This is a genomic window from Pseudomonas sp. AU11447 (assembly GCF_001672555.2).
In the GTDB taxonomy this organism is placed as follows: domain Bacteria; phylum Pseudomonadota; class Gammaproteobacteria; order Pseudomonadales; family Pseudomonadaceae; genus Pseudomonas; species Pseudomonas nitroreducens.
Genome location: NZ_LZDG02000051.1, coordinates 12,361 through 35,825, shown reverse-complemented (window position 1 = coordinate 35,825; position 23,465 = coordinate 12,361). Strand labels below are relative to the sequence as shown.

Sequence of the window (23,465 nt, the reverse complement as noted above, 5' to 3'; positions counted from 1 at the left end):
CGGCGCTTTATCTACAGCTGAAAAATGCTTTATTTTGTCTAGACCATGTTTTTTTGTTATGGATTTATCGGCCATGAACCTACGCCAACTGGAAGCCTTCCGAGCAGTCATCCTCGGGCAAACAGTGACACGAGCAGCAGAGATGCTGCACATCTCGCAACCTGCCGCCACACGACTGATCAGTGCATTGGAGGAGGACATCGGCTTTCCACTCTTCGAGCGGATCAAGGGCCGGCTGCAGCCGACGCCGGAGGCACTGGTTTTGTATGAGGAGGTGCAGCGTTCGTTGCTGGGCGTGGAACGCATTGCTCGCACGGCGCGCGAGATTGGCAGCCTCGCACGCGGTTCGTTGCGCATCGCCTGTGCGCCCGCGCTGGGACTGTCATTCATGCCACGGGCGATCTGTGCCTTTGTCAAACAGCATGAGCAAGCAAGGATCAGCTTGGTGGTGCAATCCTCGGCCGAAGTAGTAGACCAAGTGGTCGGGCAGCGCTGTGATCTGGGCCTGATCGCCGAACCTCACGCCTTCCCCAGCCCTCGCGGCGAGTGCCTATTGCGCTCGCCGCTGGTTTGCGCGTTGCCTGCGGGCCATCACCTGCAGAGCAAAGCGGTTCTGATCCCGGAGGACTTGGAGGGCGAGGCCTTTATCTCCTATCCGCATGCGCTGGGTTCGCGGCAGCACATTGATGGTCTCTTCGCCGCGCATGGTGTGAACCGTCGACTGCAGCTGGAAGCCCAGCTATCCGCATCCCTCTGCGCCCTCGTCGAGCAGGGGGGCGGTATCGCACTGGTCGATGCCATCACTGCGTTGGAAAACCGGAGCGAAAGCATCGTATTCCGTCCCTTTGAGCCGGCCATCGAAATGGACTTCAGCCTTTTGCTCCCCCCCCAAAGCAGACCTTCGCTTTTCCAGGATTGCTTCGTGGAGCACTTACGCGTCTTTGTTGCACAGGAAGTTCCTGCGCACCATCGACCAATTCGATGAGACCAACGAACGATTCTTTTCAGCTCTGCGTGCTCGCTGACTCATAACTTCTTGGGGCCTCGCGGACCAAGGGGCAGCACATTGGATGCAGGCAGTTGTCGTTCCAAATCCGCAATACGGTCGTACAGCTCAAGAATGGTGGCGTCGGCCTCGCTTAGCAGGCTGGCTAGGTGGTCCCGCTGCTGCGTGACTTCCTCGATTCGCTCCCGAAGGCCACGATTCTTCTTGCGGGCTAATAAGCTGACCTGACGCACAGACGGCGGACGCTCCTCCGCGTGCGATTCCACGTATTTTTGGATTTCGGCGATGAGGAGGGGAAAGCGTACTTTTTTCAATGCAGAGGGATCGCTGCCGGCCTCTTTGGCAACGTTGTTCTGGCTTACGGGCGTCCCCTTCGGCAGTCGTTCGGGTTTGTTGTTTTTTAGCCGCTCGAACGCTGCGCGATACTGCTCTCCGGCACTTATTCGTTTGGCCGGGTCAACAGGGTCATGTTTGCCGGATGACATGGCGATAGTTCTCCACACTACGTTTCTGGGCCTCCAGTGAAGCTCTCAGCGGACTGCCTACCTCGGCAGCGGCCAGGCGCTCATCCAATACCGCCTCCAACACATCGACTTCGTCGAGTTGCTCGGGGTCATACAGCACGTCCGCACACGGTTTGGGCTCTCCGGGGGAGTCGCCCCCTCCGCAGCGAGCGATGTTATCGATGCCGCCATAGGGACAGGGAGTTCGACTGGTGCAGATGCCCAGTAAAATCGGTCGGTGAGTCACCGTGCCCTTCTTTGCCAGGTTGATCGCTTTCTTGGCATCAGCGGCTGAGATCAGTCGGACTATCTCAGATTTCCGCTTCTCACCGTGGGGGCTGACGAATCGGTTGCTCGTCAGCTGTTGCAGCTGCCTACCCAAGGTTTCGTACATGGTACGGACATAGTAGGTATGGGCCTTCTCTTCGAGCCGCACCCTGGCATGGTTTTGCCCGTAGTAGAGACTCATCGCTCTGGCCACATGCTTCAGCTGAAACTGCAATGAAGCGTCGCTGACCAGGCCGGATGCCTGCATATTCACTGCGCCGGTTCGCCGAAGTTGATGCCAGGCGAATGGCCAGATTTTGCCGACCGCAAACTCGCCCGTCAGCGTCGGCGTCACCAATCGCGCCAGTTCAAAATCTTCCGGTGTAATGCGCAATTGCTCAGAATCAAACAGCTTGTCGAACGACTGAAGCGCGTTGGCATAGCTCGGGATCGTCGGGCGAAGCGCAAGGTTGATTTTGGTGAACTTCGTTCCCCAAGGCTCAAGCATGTAATCAATCAAATAGCGCTTGGCCGAATCTCGCCGATCTGAACGTGCGCCGGGGGGCAAGGCGCATTCTGCGCGGAGGTCTGCAATTACACGCATGGATTCAACCGCCACCTTCGCTGAAGGAGACGTCACCCAAAGGGCCTCAGCGTCTGACATCGTCTTGGTCGTTCGTCCACGCAATACATGGATGTCGCCAAATTGTGGATCGCGTTCAATTTGCAGGCAATCGGCCTGCAAATTCCATGCTTCTTCGACTCGCATGAGGCTGAAATTCAGCAGATAGCTCAAGCCAGCTCGGCTCACGAGATGCAGATAGCGACTCAAGGTTTGAACACGGATTTCGTCGTTGCTCACGCCCAGCCAGCGCCCCAATAGCTCCCCTATGCCAAAGCGATGCGCGGTGTCGTTGAATGGGCCATAGTACCGATTCCCGGCCCGCTGACCCTTGGTTCCATCCGACGGCCACTGAAACGGATAGAAGGATTGAGGCCTGGCTTGTGCTTCGAGATTGGCAGAGTTGTGCCGATAGGCATCCACACAGAAGCGGAAGCATTCCTCGACTTGGTTTCGATGCGCCAAAAAGTCATCCAGGCATTCGCGCAAGCGAGTGATTTGATAGTGCCAAATACGGGGCGGGATATAGGGTGTCTGGGCTTTCTGATGATCGGGCATGGCCGCTGCGAGGCGTGCCAAGCCTCCGCGATCCAGCAAGGTGAAACCCAGCGCATCCCGCCGCTCGTAAAGGTCGTGCAGCAATGTCAAAAACTCACCGGACCGGGAAGCCTGGAGCACCTCCGGGAGACGATCGGCCACGCGCGGAAAATGACAAAGTTCGGATGCGAGAATGCCTTCTTGAGTACACAAGACGAACAGTCGACGCATCTGGTCGAAGCGCGTTTTCAGGCCTCGGTATCCACGGGCTCCATTGGGGCCATACAGCCACCAACCGATAACGGTCCGCAGTAAATCGGCGTTCGCACGATCGATCGCGGCGGCATACTTCTTAGCCGGGCCATCTCCAAAATTGAGAGTAACCGGTTTTCTCGCCCACGGGTCGAGCCGCCAAATGGGATCGCCCCATCGACTCACTACCTGGCCAGCGGCATCTATGATGACCGGCCAATCACGCTGGGGCGGCCAGTACGGCGGACGGTAATTCGGAGTGCCAGGAACCGCTAGGGGTGAGTCGATGCCGAGACCAAGTTCGGAAAGAATATTTTTCGTCATGCTGATCTTTGTCTCAGTTCTACCAATCGGATGAAGCCATCCCACGCCGGGTGGTAATCCCCCTCGCTTATGCGCGCTCGCGCTTCTTCGACCCAGTGCCTGCGGACCTCACTACTTTCTTCGAAGAAGTGCAGCTTGGCCGTCAGCCGATCGATCACCAGCAATGCCGGATGCTTTGGAATCGGCCGTTTGCCGGAACAGGGCGGGCGGTAGCGTGCCAGCTCAAGCGATTTGAGATGGCGCAAGCTGCTGAGAGACCACACATGATCTTCACTTTCGATGTCTCGGTGCTGGGTACAGAACAGGCAACCAGCGGCATTGATACAGTCGGGACGCGGGGCATTTACCGGGATTTCGCCCACTGGCTCCGGTATGACTGAAACACATCTGCCAGGAGCAGGAGGTGAAAGGGAGGGATCGGTTTGCTGGTGGAAGCGCGTAATCTCCACCATAGCAATTTGCGGATGCGGGTCAGCATATACGCGGATCAGGGTTTCCACCGTGTGCTGGGCCAACTCCGCAACCTGTTGGGGGTTCTGTGACTCCCGAAGTAACCAATTGATGCGCGTCCCCCGCAGTTTTCGCGGTCTCACTAAGGGGATGTCCAGTTCGCGGCAGATGCGCATAACGTTCGTGAACTGTGTCGCCTCTTCTAGGATTCGTCCCCCGCTGCGTATAAGCGGAAAGAGCAGACCATCCGGTTCATCGGGAAACCATTCGGAACGCCATTCGAGATAGCGCTCTAACCACTCTCGATAACTGGCGAAAATCTCGAACAGCACTTCTCCTTCGCGTCGATTCTTGTAGCTACGTACCTGGTAGCCGTCCAAGTGACTGGTGTAATGAAACTGCTCAACCCGCAGGGTATGCGCTTGCTGGAGGTTCACGCCGGTCTGCGCAATGAACATCAGCAACTCGCTCTCGATCCGTAAATTGACGAGGGAGTAGCGCGTCCGCAATGTGCGATCTGCATCGTGGGCGGCACGCGCTGCAAGGGATGCTTCGATTTGCGCTCGGCTTTGCGGCCTGGTACGGCGGGCCGCTGCTTTCTCCGGGCGTGGCAGTCCGGACCAATGCTCCAGTACTTGGCCTGTGCGCAAGCGGATGGAGACCGGCAATGGTCCTGTCGTTGCCTCGAACGTCAGTGCATTGCATACGTCAGCTAGAAGGTGTCCGAATGAGAAGGTGTCTTGCAGATTCTGCTTGTCCGCTTTGCTCGTATGCACCTTGCCTTTGCCGCGCGGCTTACGAATGCGAGTGCTCTTGCTTAGGCTCGCTTGGCGGTCCAATGCTCGGTCCAGCACCGTCGCTGTGAGTCTGGTGAGATCGTACAGCGCCCCTTCGCTAAAGCTTCGTTCAACTCGCTGACGCTGGAGTAAGTGGTCGGTCCAACGAATGAACGTGTCGGCCACCGTCTCCAGACGGAGTTCCACGCCTTCTGAATCACTCCAGGCAAAGAAGCGCCGCAACGCACTGATCTTGTTCTGTGCCGAGAAGCGGCTTCCGCCACCAGCTAGGTCGTCAGTCATGTGCTCATACAGCCGTGCCACCAGCTCGATACGTTCTGGCAAGAGACTTCCGAGCTCGCCCTGCGCAATTTGGCGAGCCACGTGCTTCACCTTTGAAGCTGCACCTCCGCGAAACAGCAATGGCCGAAGGTCCCAGGGCGTTTCAGTGGCTCCATATTCAAGCATCGGGAAAGTGAGATCGATTTCGGAGCTAGCCATCCTGCCGTGCCCCAAAGCTGATTCCGCTAAATGCAACCATGAAGCTATGGGAGAGGGCTTGTTTGATCGGAAGTGCCTGCACGAATCGGATGTACTTAAAGGTGGTGGCTTCAGAGTTAGGGCCATGGAGCAGCGCGTCGCTGACCATCGCAATTACGAGAGCGACATCGGCACAAGCGGAGAGCGCCAGACGTGCCAACTCTGTACCGAAGGTGCAGCGCGACTGATGGAAGCGAAACTTACGGAGCACCTGTAGCCCTGCTTTGACGCCCCGCTTTCGAAAGTCTGACATCTCGACATTCACAGCGGATGACTGATCGGAGCCACGCCTACCGTAGGAGTTTCCAAAACGGGTCAAGAACAGCAGATCACGATTCTCGGGCGAGGCTTTCGCCTCTCGCTCCATCCGCCGCCAGCCCTTGGCGTATTCCAGCAACTCATCGCGCAAGGCTTCGGGTATCCACACCTGGCCCGTCACGCCGAATTTCGTGTGCACTGGCGGAGCTGCGCCCGGACCAACCGCAAAACGTAGTAGTCCCGGAGCGGAAGGGTCGGGGATGGCATGTTCCAGAGTCTGAAGCTTGAGATCACAGATGCTGCCGAGCCGCATGCCGGTAAAAAATCCCAGTGCCAGCATGAGGTAGAGTTCGGGCGTAGCGTTCTCGGCGGCGAAATCCAGAATTGCATCGCGGCCGCTCTCCGAGACTGGCAACAGCCCATCCTCCAGTGTCAGGCCTGGTCGTTTGCGGTTTGGGATGCTGAGATCGGTTGTGGTTCCAGTGATCGTTCGCTCGAAACCCACTCGGTCAAAGAATTTGACGACGTAGGGCTTCTCCCGCCACAGGAGAACGTGTGGAGCAAGAAGCTCCTTCTGCATCACCCACCGGTAGAACATGATGCAATTACGCATGTACTCAGACGCCGTGGAGGGGCTGATCTGTCCGTCATTGCGCATCTTGATCAACGCTCCCCGGTATAGCACCAGGCAGCGTTCAGCTTTTCGGGCAGGGAACTCGAACCAATGCAGATCACGTGATTCGAGGAACTTGGCGTAGTTCAAAAGACCATTCATGTTGCTGGCAACGGTCTTAAGGGACGCTTCACCACTCGTTGCTCGCTCCACCGCCCACAGATTTGCCTCCCTCCAGGGCGTGCAATCTTTCCAGAATATCTGCGGCAGGCCTTCGATGGATGGACGGCTGCTACTACGGGAGTAAGTGACAGCGTTCGGCCTATGCACCAGGTAGTGGGGTACGAAAAGAATGCGCTCTAACGTCGCCATTCGACGCCCCTCGAAGACGCAAGAATGTCCATGGGCAACACCTAGTAGTTTGGGTGCCGGCACTATACAACTTGCTCTTATCGACCGAGTAGATCTCCTGGCGCGGCGCGAAATCTCTAAGGACGGCCATCACACGCGACGACAGGTTGCCGTTTATGTGGAATAGAAAATCAAGCCAGTCGAATTGGTCTGCTGATGACCAAAGAAGCGTCTCTCGTGTGGCCACGGCGCTGCTAATTATTTCCGGCCGTACCTACGACTAGCGCGCTTTGTAACCGTGATGGGCAGAGATCGGCTGTGGATTCAACCCGCAATTTCCAGGAACAGCCGAGGCTCGTCAGGCAGATTGCTCTGCGTAGCAAGCTCACGGCGCCAGTAACCCACGTCATGCCATTGCCCCAGCTTGAAGCCGACCTGAGGGAAAGTGCCGATGTGCCGGAATCCGAGCCGCTCATGCAGGCCAACGCTACCGGCGTTGGGCAGCGCAATGCCAGCATAGGCCGCGTTGAATCCCTGCTTGGCCAGGATTGGAAGCAGCTCGGCATAGAGGCTGCGACCCACTCCAGCGCGACGCTCACCCTCCGCGATGTAGACGGTCACATCCACTGCCCAGCGGTATGCGGCACGTTCTCTGTGCTGGCTGGCGTAGGCGTAGCCAACCAGGCGTCCATCACGCATCGCGACGAGGTAAGGGTACTTCTGCAAGGTCGTGGCGATGCGCTGCCGCATCTCCTCGATGGTCGGCGGCACCTCCTCGAAGGAGATTGCCGTGCCAGCCACTATGGGGGCGTAGATGAGCTGGATTGCCGGCGCATCTTCAGGGCGTGCTTGTCTGATTTCGATGGGCATGGCGACCTCAGATCGAGCGCTGATTCACGCGGGCGGAAAGCTGCTCGGCGCTTTCCTTGCGCTCCGAATAACGATCCACTAGGAAGTCCTGGCGATCACGCAGCAGCAAGGTGAACTTCACCAGCTCCTCCATCACGTCCACTACACGGTCGTAGTACGCCGATGGCTTCATGCGCCCCGCATCGTCGAACTCCAGGTAGGCCTTGGGCACAGAGGATTGGTTGGGAATGGTGAACATGCGCATCCAACGGCCAAGTACGCGCAGTTGGTTGACCACGTTGAACGACTGCGAGCCGCCGCAGACCTGCATCACCGCCAGCGTCTTRCCCTGGGTGGGGCGCACGGCGCCGAGTGCCAGGGGAATCCAGTCGATCTGCGCCTTGAACACGGCCGAAAGCGCTCCGTGGCGCTCCGGCGAGCACCACACCTGGCCTTCCGACCACAGCACCAGATCACGCAGTTCCTGCACCTTGGGATGCTCCACCGGCACGTCGTCAGGTAGCGGCAGGCCCGAAGGATTGAAGATGCGCGTCTCGGCGCCGAAGTGCTCCAGTAAGCGCGAGGCTTCTTCAATCAGCAGGCGGCTGAAGGAGCGTTCGCGCGTAGATCCATAGAGCAGCAGGATGCGTGGCTTGTGCTCACTGGTGCGGGTTGCCGCTGGCGGCAGGTCGAACAGCGAAAGGTCGAGGTTGGGCAGTTGCTCGGACATGTTTCCTCCTGCTCAGAGAGCGCCGATGCGATCCAGCTCGCGCTTGAGTTCGTCGCGGCCGAGGGTGGCGAAAGGAAGGCCGAAGAAGGCCCGGCAGCGCAGCTCGATGCGAGCCAGCGTGGCGCGGAAGGCGGCGTTGATCGAAGCCTCGTCCCCCTCGATATCCGACGGGTCTTCCAGTCCCCAGTGGGACCTGAGCGCCGGGCCAAAGTACACCGGGCAGGCTTCGCCGGCAGCCTTGTCACAAACGGTGATGACGATGTCCGGCGGGGTGCCTTCGAAGGCATCGTTGCCCTTGCTGCTCAGGTCCGCCGTGGAGATGCCGGCCTGCTGCAGGGTAGTGAGGCTGCGCGGCAACACCTGGCCCTTGGGGAAGCTGCCGGAGCTGACCGCCTCGAAGCCTTCCGGCGCCAGGTGGTTGAACAGCGCTTCGGAGAGGATGCTGCGGCAGCTGTTGGCCGTGCACATGAACAGGACTCGCATGGAGGTCTCCTCCGCTCAACGCGGACGTCAGAGGCTCAGGCGCAGCGCCAGGGCCGAAAGGGTGATCAGCAGGACGGGCAGGGTCAGCAGGATGCCGACCTTGAAGTAGTAGCCCCAGGTGATGCGCATGCCTTTACGCTCCAGCACATGCAGCCAGAGCAGCGTGGCGAGGCTGCCGATGGGGGTGATCTTCGGGCCGAGGTCRCAGCCGATSACGTTGGCGTAGATCATCGCCTCGCGCACCAGGCCTTCCGCRCCGCTGGCCTGGATCGACARSGCGCCGACCAGCACGCTGGGCATGTTGTTCATCACCGATGACAGCAGCGCCGAGAGCAGGCCGGTACCGATGGCAGCGCTCCACAAACCCTGTTCGGCAAGGTGGTCGAGCAGGTGGGTGAGGAACTCCGTGAGGCCGGCATTCTTCAGGCCGTATACCACCAGGTACATGCCGAGGGAGAAGATCACCACCTGCCAGGGCGCTTCGCGCAGCACGCGGCGGGTGGAGATGCGGTGCCCGCGAGCGGCGACGGTAAACAGAATGGCCGCACAGGCAACGGCCACCGCGCTGACCGGAATGCCCAGCGGTTCCAGGGCGAACAGGCCGACCAGCAGCACCAGCAACGTCCACCAGCCGACAATGAAGGTGGCGCGGTCGTGTATCGCCGCCTTCGGCTCCTTCAGCGCGTCGAGCGCGTACTGCCTCGGGATATCGCGGCGGAAGAACAGGAACAGCACCAGCAGGGTGGCGGCGACACTGGCGAGGTTCACCGGCACCATCACCGAGGCGTACTCGGCAAAGCCCAGGCCGAAGTAATCAGCCGAGACAATATTCACCAGGTTGGAGACCACCAGCGGCAGGCTCGCTGTGTCGGCGATGAAGCCCGCAGCCATGACGAAGGCCAAGGTTGCGGCCGGSGAGAAGCGCAGGGCGAGCAGCATCGACATGACAATGGGCGTGAGGATCAGTGCAGCACCATCGTTGGCGAACAGCGCCGAGACAGCAGCGCCGAGCAGTATGCAGAAGGCAAACAGCCGGTAGCCGCTGCCATTCGCCCAGCGCGCGACGTGCAACGCGGCCCACTCGAAGAACCCGGCCTCATCCAGCAGCAGGCTGATGATGATGACGGCGATGAACGTGGCGGTGGCGTTCCAGACAATCGCCCACACGGTCGGGATGTCATGCAGCGAAACCGCGCCGGCGGCCAGGGCGATGATCGCTCCCAGCGCGGCACTCCAGCCGACGCCGAGGCCCTTGGGTTGCCAGATGACCAGAACGAGGGTGAAGACGAAGACAGCAACGGCGACCAGCATGGAAGACTCGCTCGAGGGGATCAGCAGCAGGCGGCATCACGGACGGGGCGGCCGTCCATGTTCTGCAGGCGGAGGGTGTTGTCGGCCAGCCATTGCGCGTTGGCTCGCAGGGTGACCTGCAGCATCTCGTGTACCCAGTCAGGCAGCTCGGGGTTGAGGCGGTAATACACCCACTGGCCCTGGCGACGATCCAGCAGCAGGCCGCTGCTGCGYAGYTGTGCCAGGTGGCGGCTGATCTTCGGCTGGCTRTCGTCCAGCGCGCACATCAGCTCGCAGACGCAGAGTTCGCCCAGACTGGCGATGAGCAGGGTGGCGCGAACACGGGTCTCGTCGGCCAGGCTCTTGAAGACTTCGGGCGGAGTGATCATGACTGCACCTCGCATATTCAAAATCGAATATACGTATATCCATATGTTTAATGCAAGAGCATCACCTAAAAATGCCGGTTGATGGCTGTCAGGTGTTCTGCAGCTAATCGCCTATTGCAGCGCTACTGCCGTCAATCACACGGAGACTTCCCGCTCGTGGATTAAGCAAATATCAGTGTTCAACTCAGTTTTCGGCAGTAGCAATAGAGGAATTTCTGCACCGTCCCGAAGGGGGTTCTGTGGTCTTCCTTAGCATGCCCCAGCAGTTGGTAGTCGGCACCGAACTCCCCATGCAGAGCTTCCGCGCTGTAGCGCCTTACAGGCAAACCGCTGCACTTCTTAGGGCCGTCCTCAGCAAAGGTCCCGATGATGACAAAGCCGCCGGGCTTCACCGCGCGGTCGACTACCTGGAGGTACCGCAGCCTATCCTGCGGCCCTGTCAAAAAGTGGTAAACAGCGCGATCGTGCCAGAGATCGAACTGGTGTCGCTGGAGCTCCACCTGGGTTATGTCCGCCTCCAACCAATGGACATCGCAGGCTTTAGTACCAAGCCGTGCCTTCGCTACTGCTAACGCGGAGGCCGAGATGTCGAGGACGGTCAGATCGTTGAAGCCCAACCCCAGAAGATCATCCACCAAAGTTGACGCCCCGCCGCCTACATCAATGACAGCAGACGCCGGGTTAACACCCAACTGGCGGATCAAGGCAACCGAGCTGTCGGCATGTTCCTGGTACCAACTCACTGCTTCGGCGCTTTTCTCGGTATACACGCGCTCCCAATGGGATTTGCTCTTCATCATCTGTTCCTGGGCTAACGAAGCAAGTGCAAGCATCTTTCGGAAAAACTCAGTCGATCAACTCAACCTCTGGGATACCAGCCGCGGTTGTCTCCTTGAGCAGCGAAATGAACTCCGTCAGATACGGCTTGCTGCTCTCGGAGGGCAAGGTCGCTGCCCAGATTTCCGATGTCAGTCCTTCTCGGGTAATCGGTTTGGCGGTCACGTATTGCCGTTGCAGATAACTCTGAACGGCCCAGCGAGGCAATACTGCTATCCCGCGCCCTGTGGCGACCAGCATCAGGATCGCCACGGTCAGCTCCGTGGTGCGTCGGACCGGCTTGATGCCAGCTGGGCGGAGCAGCAAGCGAACAACATCCAGGGCGTCGTCTTCCACCGGGTAAGTCACCAGGGTTTCGTCACGGAAGTCTTCCGCCTCCAGGTGGGCCTTCTGCGACAGCGCATGGTCGTTTGCCACCAACCCCACAAGGCGATAGCGGAACAGGCCATGAAAATCGACACCCTGCTCGTCCTTGTCCGCGCAGGAAACTAGCGCGAGATCGGCACGACCTTGATGAAGCAACCCGATCGGATCGGCGTGGTAACCCGACACCAGATCGATCTCCACCTCGGGCCAGCGCGCACGGAATGCATCCACCGCCGGCATCAGCCAGTCGAAACAGGTGTGGCACTCGATGGCGATCCGCAGCGTGCCGCTGACGCCGCTAGTCATGCGCAGCAGATCGCGAGTGGTCTGGTTGAGGATGGGAACGACCTGGTCCGCAGCTTCCAGCAGACGCCGCCCAGCGGGCGTGAACATCACGGGAGAGGATTTGCGCACGAACAATGACACGCCGTAAAAATCCTCCAACGCCTTGATGTGGTGGGACAGCGCACCCTGCGTCAGACGCATCCAGGTCGCAGCCTTGGACACACTGCCGCTGTCGCGCAGGGCAATCAGCGTTTGCAGGTGGCGAATATCGATGGGAATCCGATCCATTAAAAATACTGAGATCAAGTCGAGTGATTATTCGTTTGAATAATATTCGCTCAATTCCAATACTTCCACTCCTTGATCGTCGCCACTGCCACTTCCGGCAGACGACCTCCGGAACCCAACCCAGGCCCCGCAATGTTCAGACAATCCATGCACCGCCAGGTGCTCATCCTCGCCATCGCCCAAGCCTTGTTCCAGACCGTTTCGGTACTGGTGATGACGGTCGGCGGCTTGGCGGGCAGCCATCTCTCTTCCCGGCCGGAATTGGCCACAACGCCCATTGCCAGCATGTTCCTGGGGACCGCAGTGGCCATGTTCCCCGCGTCCATCTGGATGACCCTGGTCGGTAGACGTGCAGGTTTTCTGGTGGGTAGCTCGCTGGGTGTACTGGCCGGACTGGTCGCCGCGCTCGGCATCTGGATGGGCTCATTAGCGGTACTTGCGCTGGGCACCTTCCTGGTCGGCACGTACCAGGCCTTCGCTCAGTTCTATCGCTTCGCGGCCAGCGAGGTCGCCAACGACAGCTTCCGTCCCAAGGCGATTTCATTAGTCCTGGGTGGAGGCATCGTCGCGGCGCTGCTTGGCCCTACCCTGGGGCGATTCGGCGGTCCGCTACTGGAGCCGCTCTATCTGGGCTCGTTCCTTTTGCTAGCGGTGGTTTCGTTGGTGGCAATGGGCGTTCTGTTCTTCCTTGAAATGCCCAAAGGAGAGATTGCGCAGATCGATCACGACCAAGGCCGCCCCTGGGGGCAGATCGTGAGGCAGCCGACCTACCTGGTGTCGCTCTTCGGCGCAGCAACTGGCTACGGAATCATGATCCTGGCGATGACCGCCACCCCGCTCGCCATGGTGCATCATCAGCATGGTCTGGGCGCTGCCGCCACCGTCATCCAACTGCACGTACTGGGCATGTTCCTACCTTCGTTCTTTACAGGTGCGCTGATCTCACGCCTGGGAGTGTTGTGGGTAATGTTGCTGGGCGTGCTGCTGCTCGCCACCCATGTGCTGATGACCTGGACAGGGACCGGCTTCAACTCCTTTGCCAGTGCTCTGGTGCTGTTAGGTATGGGCTGGAACTTCCTCTACATCGGCGGGACGACGCTGCTCACCAGTACCTACAGCCCCGCCGAAAAAGGCCGGGCGCAGGCCACCAACGACATGACCATCTTCGCGGTGGGCCTGGCCTGTTCTTTCAGCGCTGGCGGCCTTCTGCAGCTGCTGGGCTGGCAGACACTGAATCTGCTGCTGTTGCCATGGCTGGTTCTTGCAGCGCTGGCAATTGTCTGGTTGAAGGTTCGCGCGTCTATCCAGTAGTAGCCTACCGGCAGGCGCATGACTGTAGTGAAAGCTGCTTCAGGCATCTGGCCGCCCGGCCCTGATCAATGCCGGAATGGCTCGCAGGTAGATCAGCTCACCCACCAGCTCCACCAGGGTTTGAGTTATCACGGCAGCCGCTGCCATCAGGCGCACTGACTCCGGGAGCGCCATGGCAAGGGGTAACACCACCAGAGAGTTTCGAGTGGCGGCGCTAAAGGCCACAGCCCGTCTCTCTGGAATCGCCAATCCCCAGGCTTTCGCGCAAAGTGCGCCGGTCGCAGGGGCCAGTACCATGAACGCGGCGTATATCGGCAACAGCGGCGCCAGTGTTTGCAGTTGGCCAATCACGGTAGCGATTTGCGACCCGACCACGGCGATCAGTACTCCCGCCATGGCGGGAACCGGCATCCAGGCCCAGGCCGCACTCCAGCTTGCAGCCGCACTCCAGCGCTGGGCCGTTGCCTGGGATATTACGGCGAGCAGCAATGGCACCACGATCAGCAACACGAACGCTTCGGCAAAGGGCATCAGGTCGATGACCACAGCCGAAGCGCCGCCGAGCATGAGAGAAAGGTAGAGCGGCAACAGAATCAGTTGCAGCAGCAGTAGAACCGGAGTTGCCGCCAGCACCAGCCGTGAATCGCCTTTTCCCAGATGGGTAAATACCACCACATAGTCGATACAGGGCGTCAACAGGACCAGCAGGGCCCCAACCAGCAGAGCACGATCTCCAGCGACAGGCAGCGTCAGCAGCCAGACCAGTAGCGGTACGACCACGAAGTTTGCCGTTAGCAGGGCCCCATGAATCGCCAATTGCCGAACGCCTGGCGCAGCTCCAGAAAAGGGATCTGCAGGAACATCGCGTACATGAGTATCGCGATCATTGGCTTGATTGCCGCCGTAGCGATGCCGGCGAAACTTGGCGACAGCAGTCCCGCCAAGGCAGCCAAGCCAACCGAAGCAAAGTAAACAGCGATCTGATAACGCTCCAATGAATCGCGAGTCACGCCTATGTCCGCCTTTTCCAAGTTATCGAGGGGCGCTCATTCTTGCAGAGACGTAGTTGATATTCCTCTTCGCCGTCACAACGAAATTCTCACCGGCCTCAGGTATCGTGCTGTTTCGACTTCCACCCCGGACACTGACACCTCCCATGGCTAACGCAGCCTCTTCCACCCTCAGCGTGTTCCTCGCCTTTCTACGCCTGGGCCTGACCTCCTTTGGTGGCCCGATCGCCCATATCGGTTACTTCCGCGAAGAGTTCGTGGTGCGGCGGCGCTGGCTGGAAGAGCGAACCTTCACCGACCTGGTTGCGCTATGCCAATTCCTTCCAGGCCCGGCCAGCAGCCAAGTGGGAATGGCCATCGGGCTGTCCCGGGCAGGCTATGGCGGAGCCATGGCTGCCTGGGTCGGTTTCACGCTTCCCTCGGCCGTCGTGCTGATTCTTTTCGCGCTGGGCCTGTCCCAGCATGCGCAGTGGATTCCCTCCGGCGCCCTGCATGGTTTGAAAGTCGTCGCGGTCGCCGTGGTCGCCCAAGCGGTCTGGGGCATGGCCCGCAACATGTGTCCGGATGCACCCAGAATCACGCTGATGTTGGGGGCAGCGGTTGCGGCGCTGATGTCCGCCTCTGCCTGGACGCAAGTAGGGATCATCCTGCTGACCGGCGCCGTCGGCGCGATATTGTTCAGACCTGCGCAAAGCAACGGGCACGAAGCACTGCGCATTCCCATCAGCGCTCGAACCGGCGCGCTGTGGCTGGCCGCCTTCGTCGCGCTGCTGCTAATCCTGCCCGTTCTCGCATCGTTGACCGCCAACCCAGTGCTGACCCGAATCGACGCTTTCTACCGTACCGGCTCCCTGGTTTTCGGTGGTGGCCACGTCGTACTGCCGCTGCTACAGGCCGAGGTCGTCGAGCCCGGCTGGGTCAGCAACGAAACCTTCCTCGCCGGCTACGGCGCGACCCAGGCGGTACCGGGCCCGTTGTTCAGCTTCGCTGCCTTCCTCGGCGCCTCGATGCAGAGCGGCCCCACCGGCTGGGGCGGCGGGCTGCTCTATCTTCTGGCAGTCTTCCTGCCCTCCTTCCTGCTGATCGCCGGCGCGCTGCCCTTCTGGGAACGGCTGCGTCGCTATCGACGAGCGCAGGCAGGCATGCTGGGTGTAAACGCAGGAGTGGTCGGATTGCTGCTTGCAGCGCTTTACCAGCCGGTCTGGACCAGCGCGATTCTCGATACCGGAGACTTCATACTGGCGTTACTGGCACTGGCAGCTTTGCAGTGGTGGAAACTACCGGCATGGCTGGTGGTGTGTGCCACCGCCGTAAGCGGTGCTGTGATGCAGGCCTCTAACTAGCCTTTGCCGTTGACGCAAACCTCTGCCGAAGGCCTGGCCAGGGGCATAAAAAAAGGCGCCCGTTAAGGGCGCCTAATAAATTCACCTCTTCCAAAGGAGCAATTAAGCTTCAAAGGTGAACTCTAGGGTAGAACCCGGCCTTGCGACCGGGCAGAACAATGCCGACAAAATCAAAAAAGGTTGAATCGCACAGAAATATTAACGATTCCCCTCTGACATGAAGATGGAGGCAACATTAAATTCCTGTCATCTTTCCTGCCGTGATTTCAGTGATCAGAGAACCGAGAGCGGGTACTCCACGATCAGACGAGTTTCATCGAGATCGGACTCGAACTGGGTTGCACGAGTGGTTGCCTGACGCAGTCGGAAGGACAAGTCTTTGAACTGTCCAGTCTGCACTACATATTTGGCTTCGATATCTCGCTCCCAGCGCTTCTGGTTGGTCAGCGGATTACCGTCGGCATCGCGGCGCATATAAACGCTGTTGGCGTTGGAGTAGTCGATATCGCTGCCGCGACCGTAACGGGTCATGAAGGTCAGGCCGGGCACGCCGTAACGCTCCATATCCAGGTCGTAACGCACCATCCACGACTTCTCCTTGGGCGAGTTGAAGTCGCTGTACTGGATGGAGTTGTCCAAGAAGATCGAGTCCGACTGGCGCAGGTAGTCGAAATCGTCGTTGCCGTTGTTCTGCTGGTGAGAAACGGAAACGGTATGGGCGCCAAACTGCAGCCCAACCTTGCCCGCCCAGATGTTGTTGTTGAACTCGCCGAGCAGCTTCTTGCCCTCGTCGACGGCCTTGTAGTAGTTGAAGTCGCCGATCAGCATCAGCTCTTCCGCCAGCGGATAGGCCAGGTAGGCACCGAAGTAATGCTGATTCCAGGCATCCTTCAGGCGGCTGGTGTACAGGCTCACGCTGACGTTCTTGTTGATCGCGTAATCACCACCGCCGTAAGCCACCCAGGGCGAATCCACCGGACCCGCATAGAAGGTGGCGAACTGGTCGCGCATGTTGCTGGAGGTCGGCTGGCTCATGGAGTGCAGACGACCGCCCTGCAGGGTCAGGCCCTCAAGGCTGGTATTGCTCAGGGTCACACCCCGGAAGGATTCGGGCAGCAGGCGCGAATCGCCAAATGCCACGACGGGCGTCGCCGGGAAGACATCGCCCACCTTGACTTCGGTATCGAAGGCGCGCGCCTTCACGGCGCCGCCGACCTTGGTGAATTCATCGCGTGCCTTGCCTTCGCTGTCCACCGGCATCATGTCGAAGGAGCTGCGCCCACCGTTACGGCCATCGCCGGTATCCAGCTTCAGGGCGATCATGGCGAAGGCGTCCACGCCTACACCAACGGTGCCCTGGGTGTAGCCCGACTCGAACTTGCCGATGATGGCATGGGCCCAGGTCTCCGAGTATCCGGCCCCGCCCGGCGCGGTTTCGCCGTTGCGGTTGTCACGGTTGAAGTACATGTTTCGGTTCAGGATCGAGAGCTTGCTGCCCTCGACGAAGCCCTCTTCGGCTTCCGCTGCACCAGCCATCGGGCTGATGCAAGTAAGCGCGGAGAGAGCCACAAGGGATAGGGATGGAATACGGGACATGATTGCTCCATGGTCAATGGCAGTTCTTGTTGGTCTATCAACACCACTATTTTTTATTCAGAGAATGCGTGCAGGTGTTAGCGACCTATGCTTACTGGCCATGTCTAACCGTAGGATTAACTGTTGATTACAATTTTGAAAGAATTCGAATGTAATAAGTCCCTCTTTCGGGGAGGCGGTTGTTATCACCCAGGTGATGGGCAAATTACAAATTTGTAGGATTTATCGAAGTAAGTTTCTTCCACGCTAGAATCCGCCAACAACCCATTCATGGGCTGGGCGCCAATCCGCAATACCCGGTGCGCCGGCAATCCAACGGACATGACGCACCCGCCATACCCCGCCTTAACGTTTCAGAGTGTCGTTCATGCGGATACTTGTTGTTGAAGATGAAGAAAAAACCGCCTCCTATATCAAACAAGGTCTCACCGAAAGCGGATTTATCGTTGATCGTGCCGCCAACGGCGTCGATGCACTGCATCTATTCGGCCATAACAACTACGAACTTATCCTGCTCGATGTGAATATCCCCAGCATCGATGGCTGGGGCGTGCTCGAATTCATCCGCAAGACCAGCCGCGTTCGTATCCTCATGCTCACCGGGCGCAGCCGGTTGAATGACCGGATCAAGGGGCTCGATGCCGGCGCCGACGATTACATGACCAAGCCCTTCGAGTTCCCCGAACTGCTGGCCAGAGTAAGGGCCCTGATGCGGCGCGGCGACAGCCTGAGCGAAACACCGACGTTCAGGGTTGCCGACCTGGAGCTGGACCCTGGCCGCCATCGCGCCTTCCGCGGTGATCACCGCATCGACCTGACCACCAAGGAGTTCGCCTTGCTCCAGCTGTTGATGAGCCGTACCGGCGAAGTGCTCAGTCGCACGCAGATCATCTCGCTGGTGTGGGACATGAACTTCGACTGCGACACCAACGTGATCGACGTTTCCATACGCAGGCTTCGGGCGAAGATCGATGACCCGTTCGAGACGAAGCTGATCCACACCATTCGCGGCGTCGGCTATGTGCTCGAGGACCGTACATGAGCCTGGCCACTCGGCTGGGCGTCAATGTGGGCCTGATGACCGCCATCCTGGTCGCCGCCCTGGCAGTCGTCTGCTATTTCCTGCTGTCGCAAGGGCTGGAGCGCTCGGTCAAGACCACCCTGGGAGCGAAGATGGTCAGCGTTGCCCACAGCGTTTCGCAGATGAGCGAGATCGGCGAGATTCGCAGCGAACCACACATCCTGATGGATCTCGCGCTGGGGCACACCAACATGTTCCTCAACATCTACACACCGTCGGATCGCCAGAAGCCCCTGCTGACCATTGGCACCCTGAAGGTCGCTTTCAACCCGCCCTCGCTGGACCTGGGGCGTGATCTGAACTTTCACGAGTGGCGCGACGAGGGTGGTCGCCCAATGCTGAGCGTCGCGCAAGCGCTGAGCATCAAGGACGGAAGCCCGGTAGTGGTGTACCTGACGATCGACAGGACATCGGACCGGGAGCTGCTCAACTCGATTTCCCGCACGGCGCTCGTGGCCTACCCCTCCGTGCTGCTACTGATCCTGTTCCTCGCCTGGTGGACGGTCAGGCAGGGACTCAAGCCGCTGAACAGCTTCCTGCGTGTAGCCTCGAAAGTTTCGACCGACAATCTGGACCATCGCCTGCCCACCGAGCGGCTGCCGGCGGAGCTGGGCAACCTCGCCGAGGGCATCAACGTCATGCTCAATCGGCTGGACGATGGCGTGCAGCAGTTGTCGCAATTCTCCGATGATCTGGCCCACGAGCTGCGCGCGCCCATCACCAACCTGATGGGCAAGGCACAGGTGGCGCTGACGCGCACCCGCTCCCCCGAGGAATACCGCGACGTGCTCGAATGCTGCACCGAGGAGCTCGACCGTCTGACGCGCATCGTCGCCGACATGCTGTTCCTGGCCCACGTCAGCCACCCGCTGGAGCTGGTGCATTTCGAGCGCGTGAACCTTCGCGACGAAGCCGAGCGGGTCTGCGATCTGTTCAGCCTTTCCGCCGAAGAGGCTGGTGTGGAGCTGCAGATCGAGGGCGAGGCAACCGTCAGCGGCAATCGCCTGATGATCCAGCGAGCGATCTCCAATCTACTGTCCAACGCGATTCGTTACTGCCCCTCGGGCTCGGCCGTGACCCTGCACATTGCAACGTACGGCTCCAGCGCGCGCCTAAGTGTCAGCAATCCCGGCAAAGGCATCCCCGCCGAACATCTGCCGCACCTGTTCGAACGCTTCTACCGGGTCGACAAGAGCCGTGCGCGCAGTGAAGGCGGGACGGGCCTGGGCCTTGCCATTGTGCGTTCGATCATGACGCTGCACCAGGGCGCTGCAGATGTCGAAGTAGCGCCGGACCGGGTCACCCGCTTCTACCTCGAATTCCCATCGCAACACTGAGCGCAGTCCAGCTGCCGCTCATTTGCGCAAGGCGCCGAGCGGCGGCAAACGCCGCCCCTCTCTTCGAATCACCCTCTTCGCCATCGCTCTCGCGCCACTTGCCTCCCATCAGCCCGACCTGCCGCGCACGCAGCGCCCATTCCAGTCGCGGTGCCCTGCAAACTGGCCGACCATGGGTAGCTCCGAGCCGGAGGGCGGCTTCAGCCGCTGCAGGTTGTCCCGGCGTGGCCAGGAAAAAGCAGCGTGGAGAGGCGCGCGGTCAAGCTGTCGAAATTGTCACACCGTGCTCACCGACGCGTTAAACGGCCGAAGGTATAACGGTAAGCGTCACCTTCCCCAAGACGGTGGCTGATTTCCCTATCCGTTTCTCCTCCCAGTGCTCCAGACTTCCTTTGGGGGAAGAGAAACCCTCCGCAGCGCCCTCCCGGGCGCTTTTTTTTGCCCGCCATCCCGCCTGCCGCTGCGCGCGCTCACATCCAGTACCCGAATCCCGGGCTTGGCTACCGTGGCTTCGCCTGTGCGTTGATGGAGCAGGACGGGAGGCGCCCACAAAAAAGGCGGCACCCTCAGGTGCCGCCTTTTCCGTTGCTGGTCGTCAGGATCAGTAAAGCGCCGGCGCATCCTCGCTGGCCTCGGCATCTTCGTCCTTGCGATGCATCCAGCGATACAGCGCCGGTAGCACCAGCAACGTCAGCGTGGTGGAGGACAGAATGCCGCCAATCACTACCGTTGCCAGCGGGCGCTGCACCTCGGCGCCAGTGCCGGTGGCCAGAGCCATGGGCACGAAGCCCAGCGACGCTACCAGAGCCGTCATCAGCACCGGCCGCAGACGCGTCAGCGCCCCTTCGCGAATCGCGGCGTCAAGGCTGCGTCCCTCCTCTCGCAGGCTGCGGATGAAGGAGATCATCACCAGGCCATTGAGCACCGCCACGCCGGACAAAGCGATGAAACCGACGCCAGCGGAGATCGACAATGGGATGTCCCGCAGCCACAAAGCCACCACGCCGCCGGTCAATGCGAAGGGAATACCGGTGAACACCAGCAAGCCATCGCGCACGTTGTTGAACATCATCATCAGCAGCGTGAACACCAGCAGCAGCGCCACCGGCACCACGATCTGCAGGCGCTGCGCCGCCGACTGCAGTTGCTCGAACTGCCCACCCCAGGTGGTCCAGTAGCCGGCCTGCAGCTTGACCTGCTGCTCCAGGCTCTGGCTCGCCTCGGTGACGAAGGAGCCGATATCGCGGCCACGGACGTTGGCGCTCACCACCACCAGGCGCTTACCGTTCTCGCGGCTGACCTGGTTCGGCCCCTGCACCAACTCCAGGCGCGCCACCTCGCCCAGGGTAATGAAGCCGATGCGGGTCGCCGAGCCAGTAGCAGGCACTGGAATCAGCATGCGCGACAGCGCGTCGATGTCGCTGCGCAGTCGCTCAGGAAGGCGCACGATCATGTCGAAACGACGGTCGCCCTCGAACAGTGTGCCAGCCTCGCGACCACCAATGGCCACCGCGACAGTGTCCTGGATGTCGCCAACGTTCAATCCGTAGCGTGCCGCACGCTGGCGGTCGATGTTCACGGTAAGCACCGGCAGGCCGCTGGTCTGCTCGACCTTCACCTCGGAAGAACCCTGGACTTTGCGCAACACGCCAGCGATCTGCTCCGCGGTCTGGTTCAGCACCGCCATGTCATCGCCGAACACCTTCACGGCCACGTCACTGCGTACGCCGGAAATCAGCTCGTTGAAGCGCAACTGGATCGGCTGTGACAGTTCGTAGGCACTCCCGGGCACGCCGTCGGCGGCTTTCTGGATATCCGCTTCCAGTTCGGCACGGCTCTTCTTTGGATCCGGCCACTGGTCCTTGGGCTTGAGCATCACGTAGGCGTCGGAAATGTTCGGCGGCATCGGATCGGAAGCGATTTCCGCGGTGCCGGTGCGGCTGAACATGCGTTCCACCTCGGGCACCTTCGCCAGGACCTGCTTCTCCAACCGCTCCTGCATGGCTACGGACTGCGACAGGCTGGTGCCCGGCGTACGCAGCGACTGCAAGGCGAAGTCGCCCTCGCCAAGGCTGGGAACGAACTCGCTGCCCATGCGGCTGGCGAGCACGCCCGAAAGCACCACCAGCACCGCCGCGAAAGCGAAGATCACTGCGCGACTCCCCATCACCCAGTCCAGCACCGGTTCGTAGGCCCGGCGGGCACCGCGCATCAGCAGGTTTTCCTCTTCCTTGACCTTGCCGGTAATGAACAGCGCGATGGCCGCCGGAACGAAGGTCACCGAGAGGATCATCGCCCCCAGCAGGGCCAACACGACGGTGAAGGCCATGGGGTGGAACATTTTCCCTTCCACGCCGGTGAGGGCGAAGATCGGCAAGTACACCACCATGATGATCAATTGCCCGTAGATCAGCGCGCGGCGCGCTTCCTTCGACGCGGCGAAGACTTCGTGCATTCGCTCGCTGCGGGTCAGCATGCGGCCATGGTGCTGCTGCGCGTGGGCCAGGCGGCGGATGGCGTTCTCGACGATCACCACGGCGCCGTCGACGATGATGCCGAAGTCCAGCGCGCCSAGGCTCATCAGGTTGGCRCTGATRCGGTTGCTGAACATGCCGGTGAAGGTGAACAGCATCGCCAGSGGGATCACCATGGCGGTGATCAGCGCCGCGCGGATRTTGCCCAGGAACAGGAACAGCACCGCGACCACCAGGATCGCGCCCTCGGTGAGGTTGCGCTTCACCGTGGCAATGGCCTTGTCCACCAGTTGAGTACGATCGTAGACGGTCACCGCCTTCACGCCCTGGGGCAGCGTACGGTTAATCTCCGCCAGCTTGTTGGCGGCCGCCAGGGACACGGTACGACTGTTCTCGCCGATCAGCATGAACACCGTACCGAGCACCACTTCCTGGCCATTCTCGGTCGCGGCACCGGTACGCAGTTCCTTGCCCAGATCGACTTCGGCGATATCACGCATACGGATCGGCGTGCCATCGACGTTGGCAACCACGATGTTGGCGATGTCTTCCAGATCCTTTACCTGGCCAGGCGCGCGCACCAGCAACTGCTCGCCGCTGCGCTCGATGTAACCGGCGCCGACGTTGGCGTTGTTGCGCTCCAGGGCGGTGATCAGGTCCGTCAGCGTCAAGCCGTAGGCCGCCAGTCGGCGGGTGTCGGGCGCTACCTGGAACTGCTTGGCGAAGCCGCCGATGGTATTCACCTCGGCCACGCCGGGGACATTGCGCAGCTGCGGTTTGACCACCCAATCCTGAATGACTCGCAGGTCGGTCGGCGTGTAGGGGGAACCATCCTCCTTGCGCGCGCCCTCCTCGGCCTCGATGGTCCACAAGAAGATTTCCCCAAGACCGGTGGAGATCGGCCCCATGGCCGATTCCACGCCCTCGGGCAACTGCTCGCGCGCCTGCTGCAGGCGYTCGTTGACCAGTTGGCGGGCGAAGAACAGRTCGGTGCCGTCCTTGAAGATCACCGTCACCTGGGACAGGCCCGAGCGGGAGATCGAGCGAGTCTGCTGCAGGTCCGGCAGGCCGGCCATCGCCGTCTCCACCGGGTAGGTCACGCGCTGCTCGGTTTCCAGTGGCGAGAAGCCCGGCGCCGAGGTGTTGATCTGCACCTGGACGTTGGTGATGTCCGGCACGGCGTCGATGGGCAGCTTCTGGTAGCTGGCGATGCCCAGCCCGGCCATGCCGAGGACGGCGAGCAGCACCAGATAGCGCTGCTCGATGGCGAATCGAATGATGCGTTCGAACATGTCAG

General features: G+C 60.4%; 18 protein-coding genes and 1 pseudogene. 5 read left to right on the top strand and 14 right to left on the bottom strand.

Going from position 1 to position 23,465, the window contains the following annotated elements; genetic code table 11:
* Positions 1-73 precede the first annotated feature (73 nt).
* On the top strand, positions 74-985 hold the full coding sequence (locus tag A6723_RS19780; RefSeq protein ID WP_054889696.1) for a LysR substrate-binding domain-containing protein: 912 nt from the start codon (positions 74-76) through the stop codon (positions 983-985).
* A gap of 41 nt (positions 986-1,026) precedes the next feature.
* On the opposite strand, the gene A6723_RS19775 is transcribed toward A6723_RS19780, so the two are convergent.
* The 11 genes from A6723_RS19775 to A6723_RS19725 form a co-directional block, all read right to left on the bottom strand.
* Positions 1,027-1,491, bottom strand: a complete 465-nt coding sequence (locus tag A6723_RS19775) for a hypothetical protein (protein WP_054889697.1) — start codon at positions 1,489-1,491, stop codon at positions 1,027-1,029.
* Complete coding sequence (locus tag A6723_RS32460; protein ID WP_065348197.1) at positions 1,472-3,511, bottom strand: hypothetical protein; 2,040 nt, start codon at positions 3,509-3,511, stop codon at positions 1,472-1,474. Before A6723_RS32460 ends, A6723_RS19775 begins: the two co-directional genes overlap by 20 nt.
* Entirely contained in the window at positions 3,508-5,238 is a 1,731-nt protein-coding gene (locus tag A6723_RS19765) for an integrase (protein ID WP_054889701.1), read from the bottom strand. The genes A6723_RS32460 and A6723_RS19765 overlap by 4 nt, the downstream gene beginning before the upstream one ends.
* Entirely contained in the window at positions 5,231-6,520 is a 1,290-nt protein-coding gene (locus A6723_RS19760) for a site-specific integrase (protein WP_054889699.1), read from the bottom strand. Before A6723_RS19760 ends, A6723_RS19765 begins: the two co-directional genes overlap by 8 nt.
* Positions 6,521-6,823: 303 nt before the next feature.
* A complete protein-coding gene (locus A6723_RS19755) occupies positions 6,824-7,369 on the bottom strand; it encodes an arsinothricin resistance N-acetyltransferase ArsN1 family B (RefSeq protein ID WP_043273945.1) in 546 nt (181 codons plus the stop codon).
* Positions 7,370-7,376: 7 nt separating this feature from the next.
* Positions 7,377-8,078, bottom strand: coding sequence for an arsenical resistance protein ArsH (arsH, locus tag A6723_RS19750; RefSeq protein WP_043273944.1), 702 nt, complete (start codon positions 8,076-8,078; stop codon positions 7,377-7,379).
* A 12-nt stretch (positions 8,079-8,090) separates the two neighbouring features.
* Positions 8,091-8,561 carry an arsenate reductase ArsC gene (locus tag A6723_RS19745; protein ID WP_043273942.1) on the bottom strand — a complete coding sequence of 157 codons (471 nt, stop codon included), beginning with the start codon at positions 8,559-8,561 and terminating at the stop codon, positions 8,091-8,093.
* Positions 8,562-8,588: 27 nt separating this feature from the next.
* On the bottom strand, positions 8,589-9,872 hold the full coding sequence (locus tag A6723_RS19740) for an arsenic transporter (protein WP_043273941.1): 1,284 nt from the start codon (positions 9,870-9,872) through the stop codon (positions 8,589-8,591).
* 20 nt (positions 9,873-9,892) lie between these two features.
* Positions 9,893-10,240 (bottom strand): metalloregulator ArsR/SmtB family transcription factor, encoded by a 348-nt coding sequence (locus A6723_RS19735; protein WP_043273940.1) that lies wholly within the window; start codon positions 10,238-10,240, stop codon positions 9,893-9,895.
* 179 nt (positions 10,241-10,419) lie between these two features.
* On the bottom strand, positions 10,420-11,037 hold the full coding sequence (locus A6723_RS19730) for a class I SAM-dependent methyltransferase (RefSeq protein WP_043274015.1): 618 nt from the start codon (positions 11,035-11,037) through the stop codon (positions 10,420-10,422).
* A gap of 49 nt (positions 11,038-11,086) precedes the next feature.
* Positions 11,087-12,016, bottom strand: a complete 930-nt coding sequence (locus A6723_RS19725; protein WP_043273939.1) for a LysR family transcriptional regulator — start codon at positions 12,014-12,016, stop codon at positions 11,087-11,089.
* A gap of 132 nt (positions 12,017-12,148) precedes the next feature.
* Here A6723_RS19725 and A6723_RS19720 point away from each other — a divergent pair, with 132 nt between their 5' ends.
* Positions 12,149-13,327, top strand: coding sequence for an MFS transporter (locus tag A6723_RS19720; protein WP_043273938.1), 1,179 nt, complete (start codon positions 12,149-12,151; stop codon positions 13,325-13,327).
* 39 nt (positions 13,328-13,366) lie between these two features.
* Here the strand turns inward: A6723_RS19720 and A6723_RS19715 are convergent.
* Positions 13,367-14,337: pseudogene (locus tag A6723_RS19715) on the bottom strand (arsenic resistance protein).
* Positions 14,338-14,483: 146 nt separating this feature from the next.
* Between A6723_RS19715 and chrA the strand changes: the two are divergent.
* Positions 14,484-15,680: a chromate efflux transporter gene (gene chrA / locus A6723_RS19710; RefSeq protein ID WP_043273936.1), complete on the top strand. Its 1,197-nt coding sequence runs from the start codon at positions 14,484-14,486 to the stop codon at positions 15,678-15,680.
* A gap of 273 nt (positions 15,681-15,953) precedes the next feature.
* On the opposite strand, the gene A6723_RS19705 is transcribed toward chrA, so the two are convergent.
* Entirely contained in the window at positions 15,954-17,216 is a 1,263-nt protein-coding gene (locus A6723_RS19705; protein ID WP_236175246.1) for an OprD family porin, read from the bottom strand.
* A gap of 427 nt (positions 17,217-17,643) precedes the next feature.
* On the opposite strand from A6723_RS19705, the gene A6723_RS19700 reads away from it, so the two are divergent.
* Together A6723_RS19700 and A6723_RS19695 are read left to right on the top strand one after the other, a co-directional pair.
* Positions 17,644-18,318, top strand: coding sequence for a heavy metal response regulator transcription factor (locus A6723_RS19700; RefSeq protein ID WP_043273934.1), 675 nt, complete (start codon positions 17,644-17,646; stop codon positions 18,316-18,318).
* Entirely contained in the window at positions 18,315-19,694 is a 1,380-nt protein-coding gene (locus A6723_RS19695; protein WP_043273932.1) for a heavy metal sensor histidine kinase, read from the top strand. The genes A6723_RS19700 and A6723_RS19695 overlap by 4 nt, the downstream gene beginning before the upstream one ends.
* A 601-nt stretch (positions 19,695-20,295) precedes the next feature.
* Here A6723_RS19695 and A6723_RS19690 read toward each other — a convergent pair.
* Positions 20,296-23,460, bottom strand: coding sequence for a CusA/CzcA family heavy metal efflux RND transporter (locus A6723_RS19690; RefSeq protein ID WP_043273930.1), 3,165 nt, complete (start codon positions 23,458-23,460; stop codon positions 20,296-20,298).
* Positions 23,461-23,465: the final 5 nt, after the last annotated feature.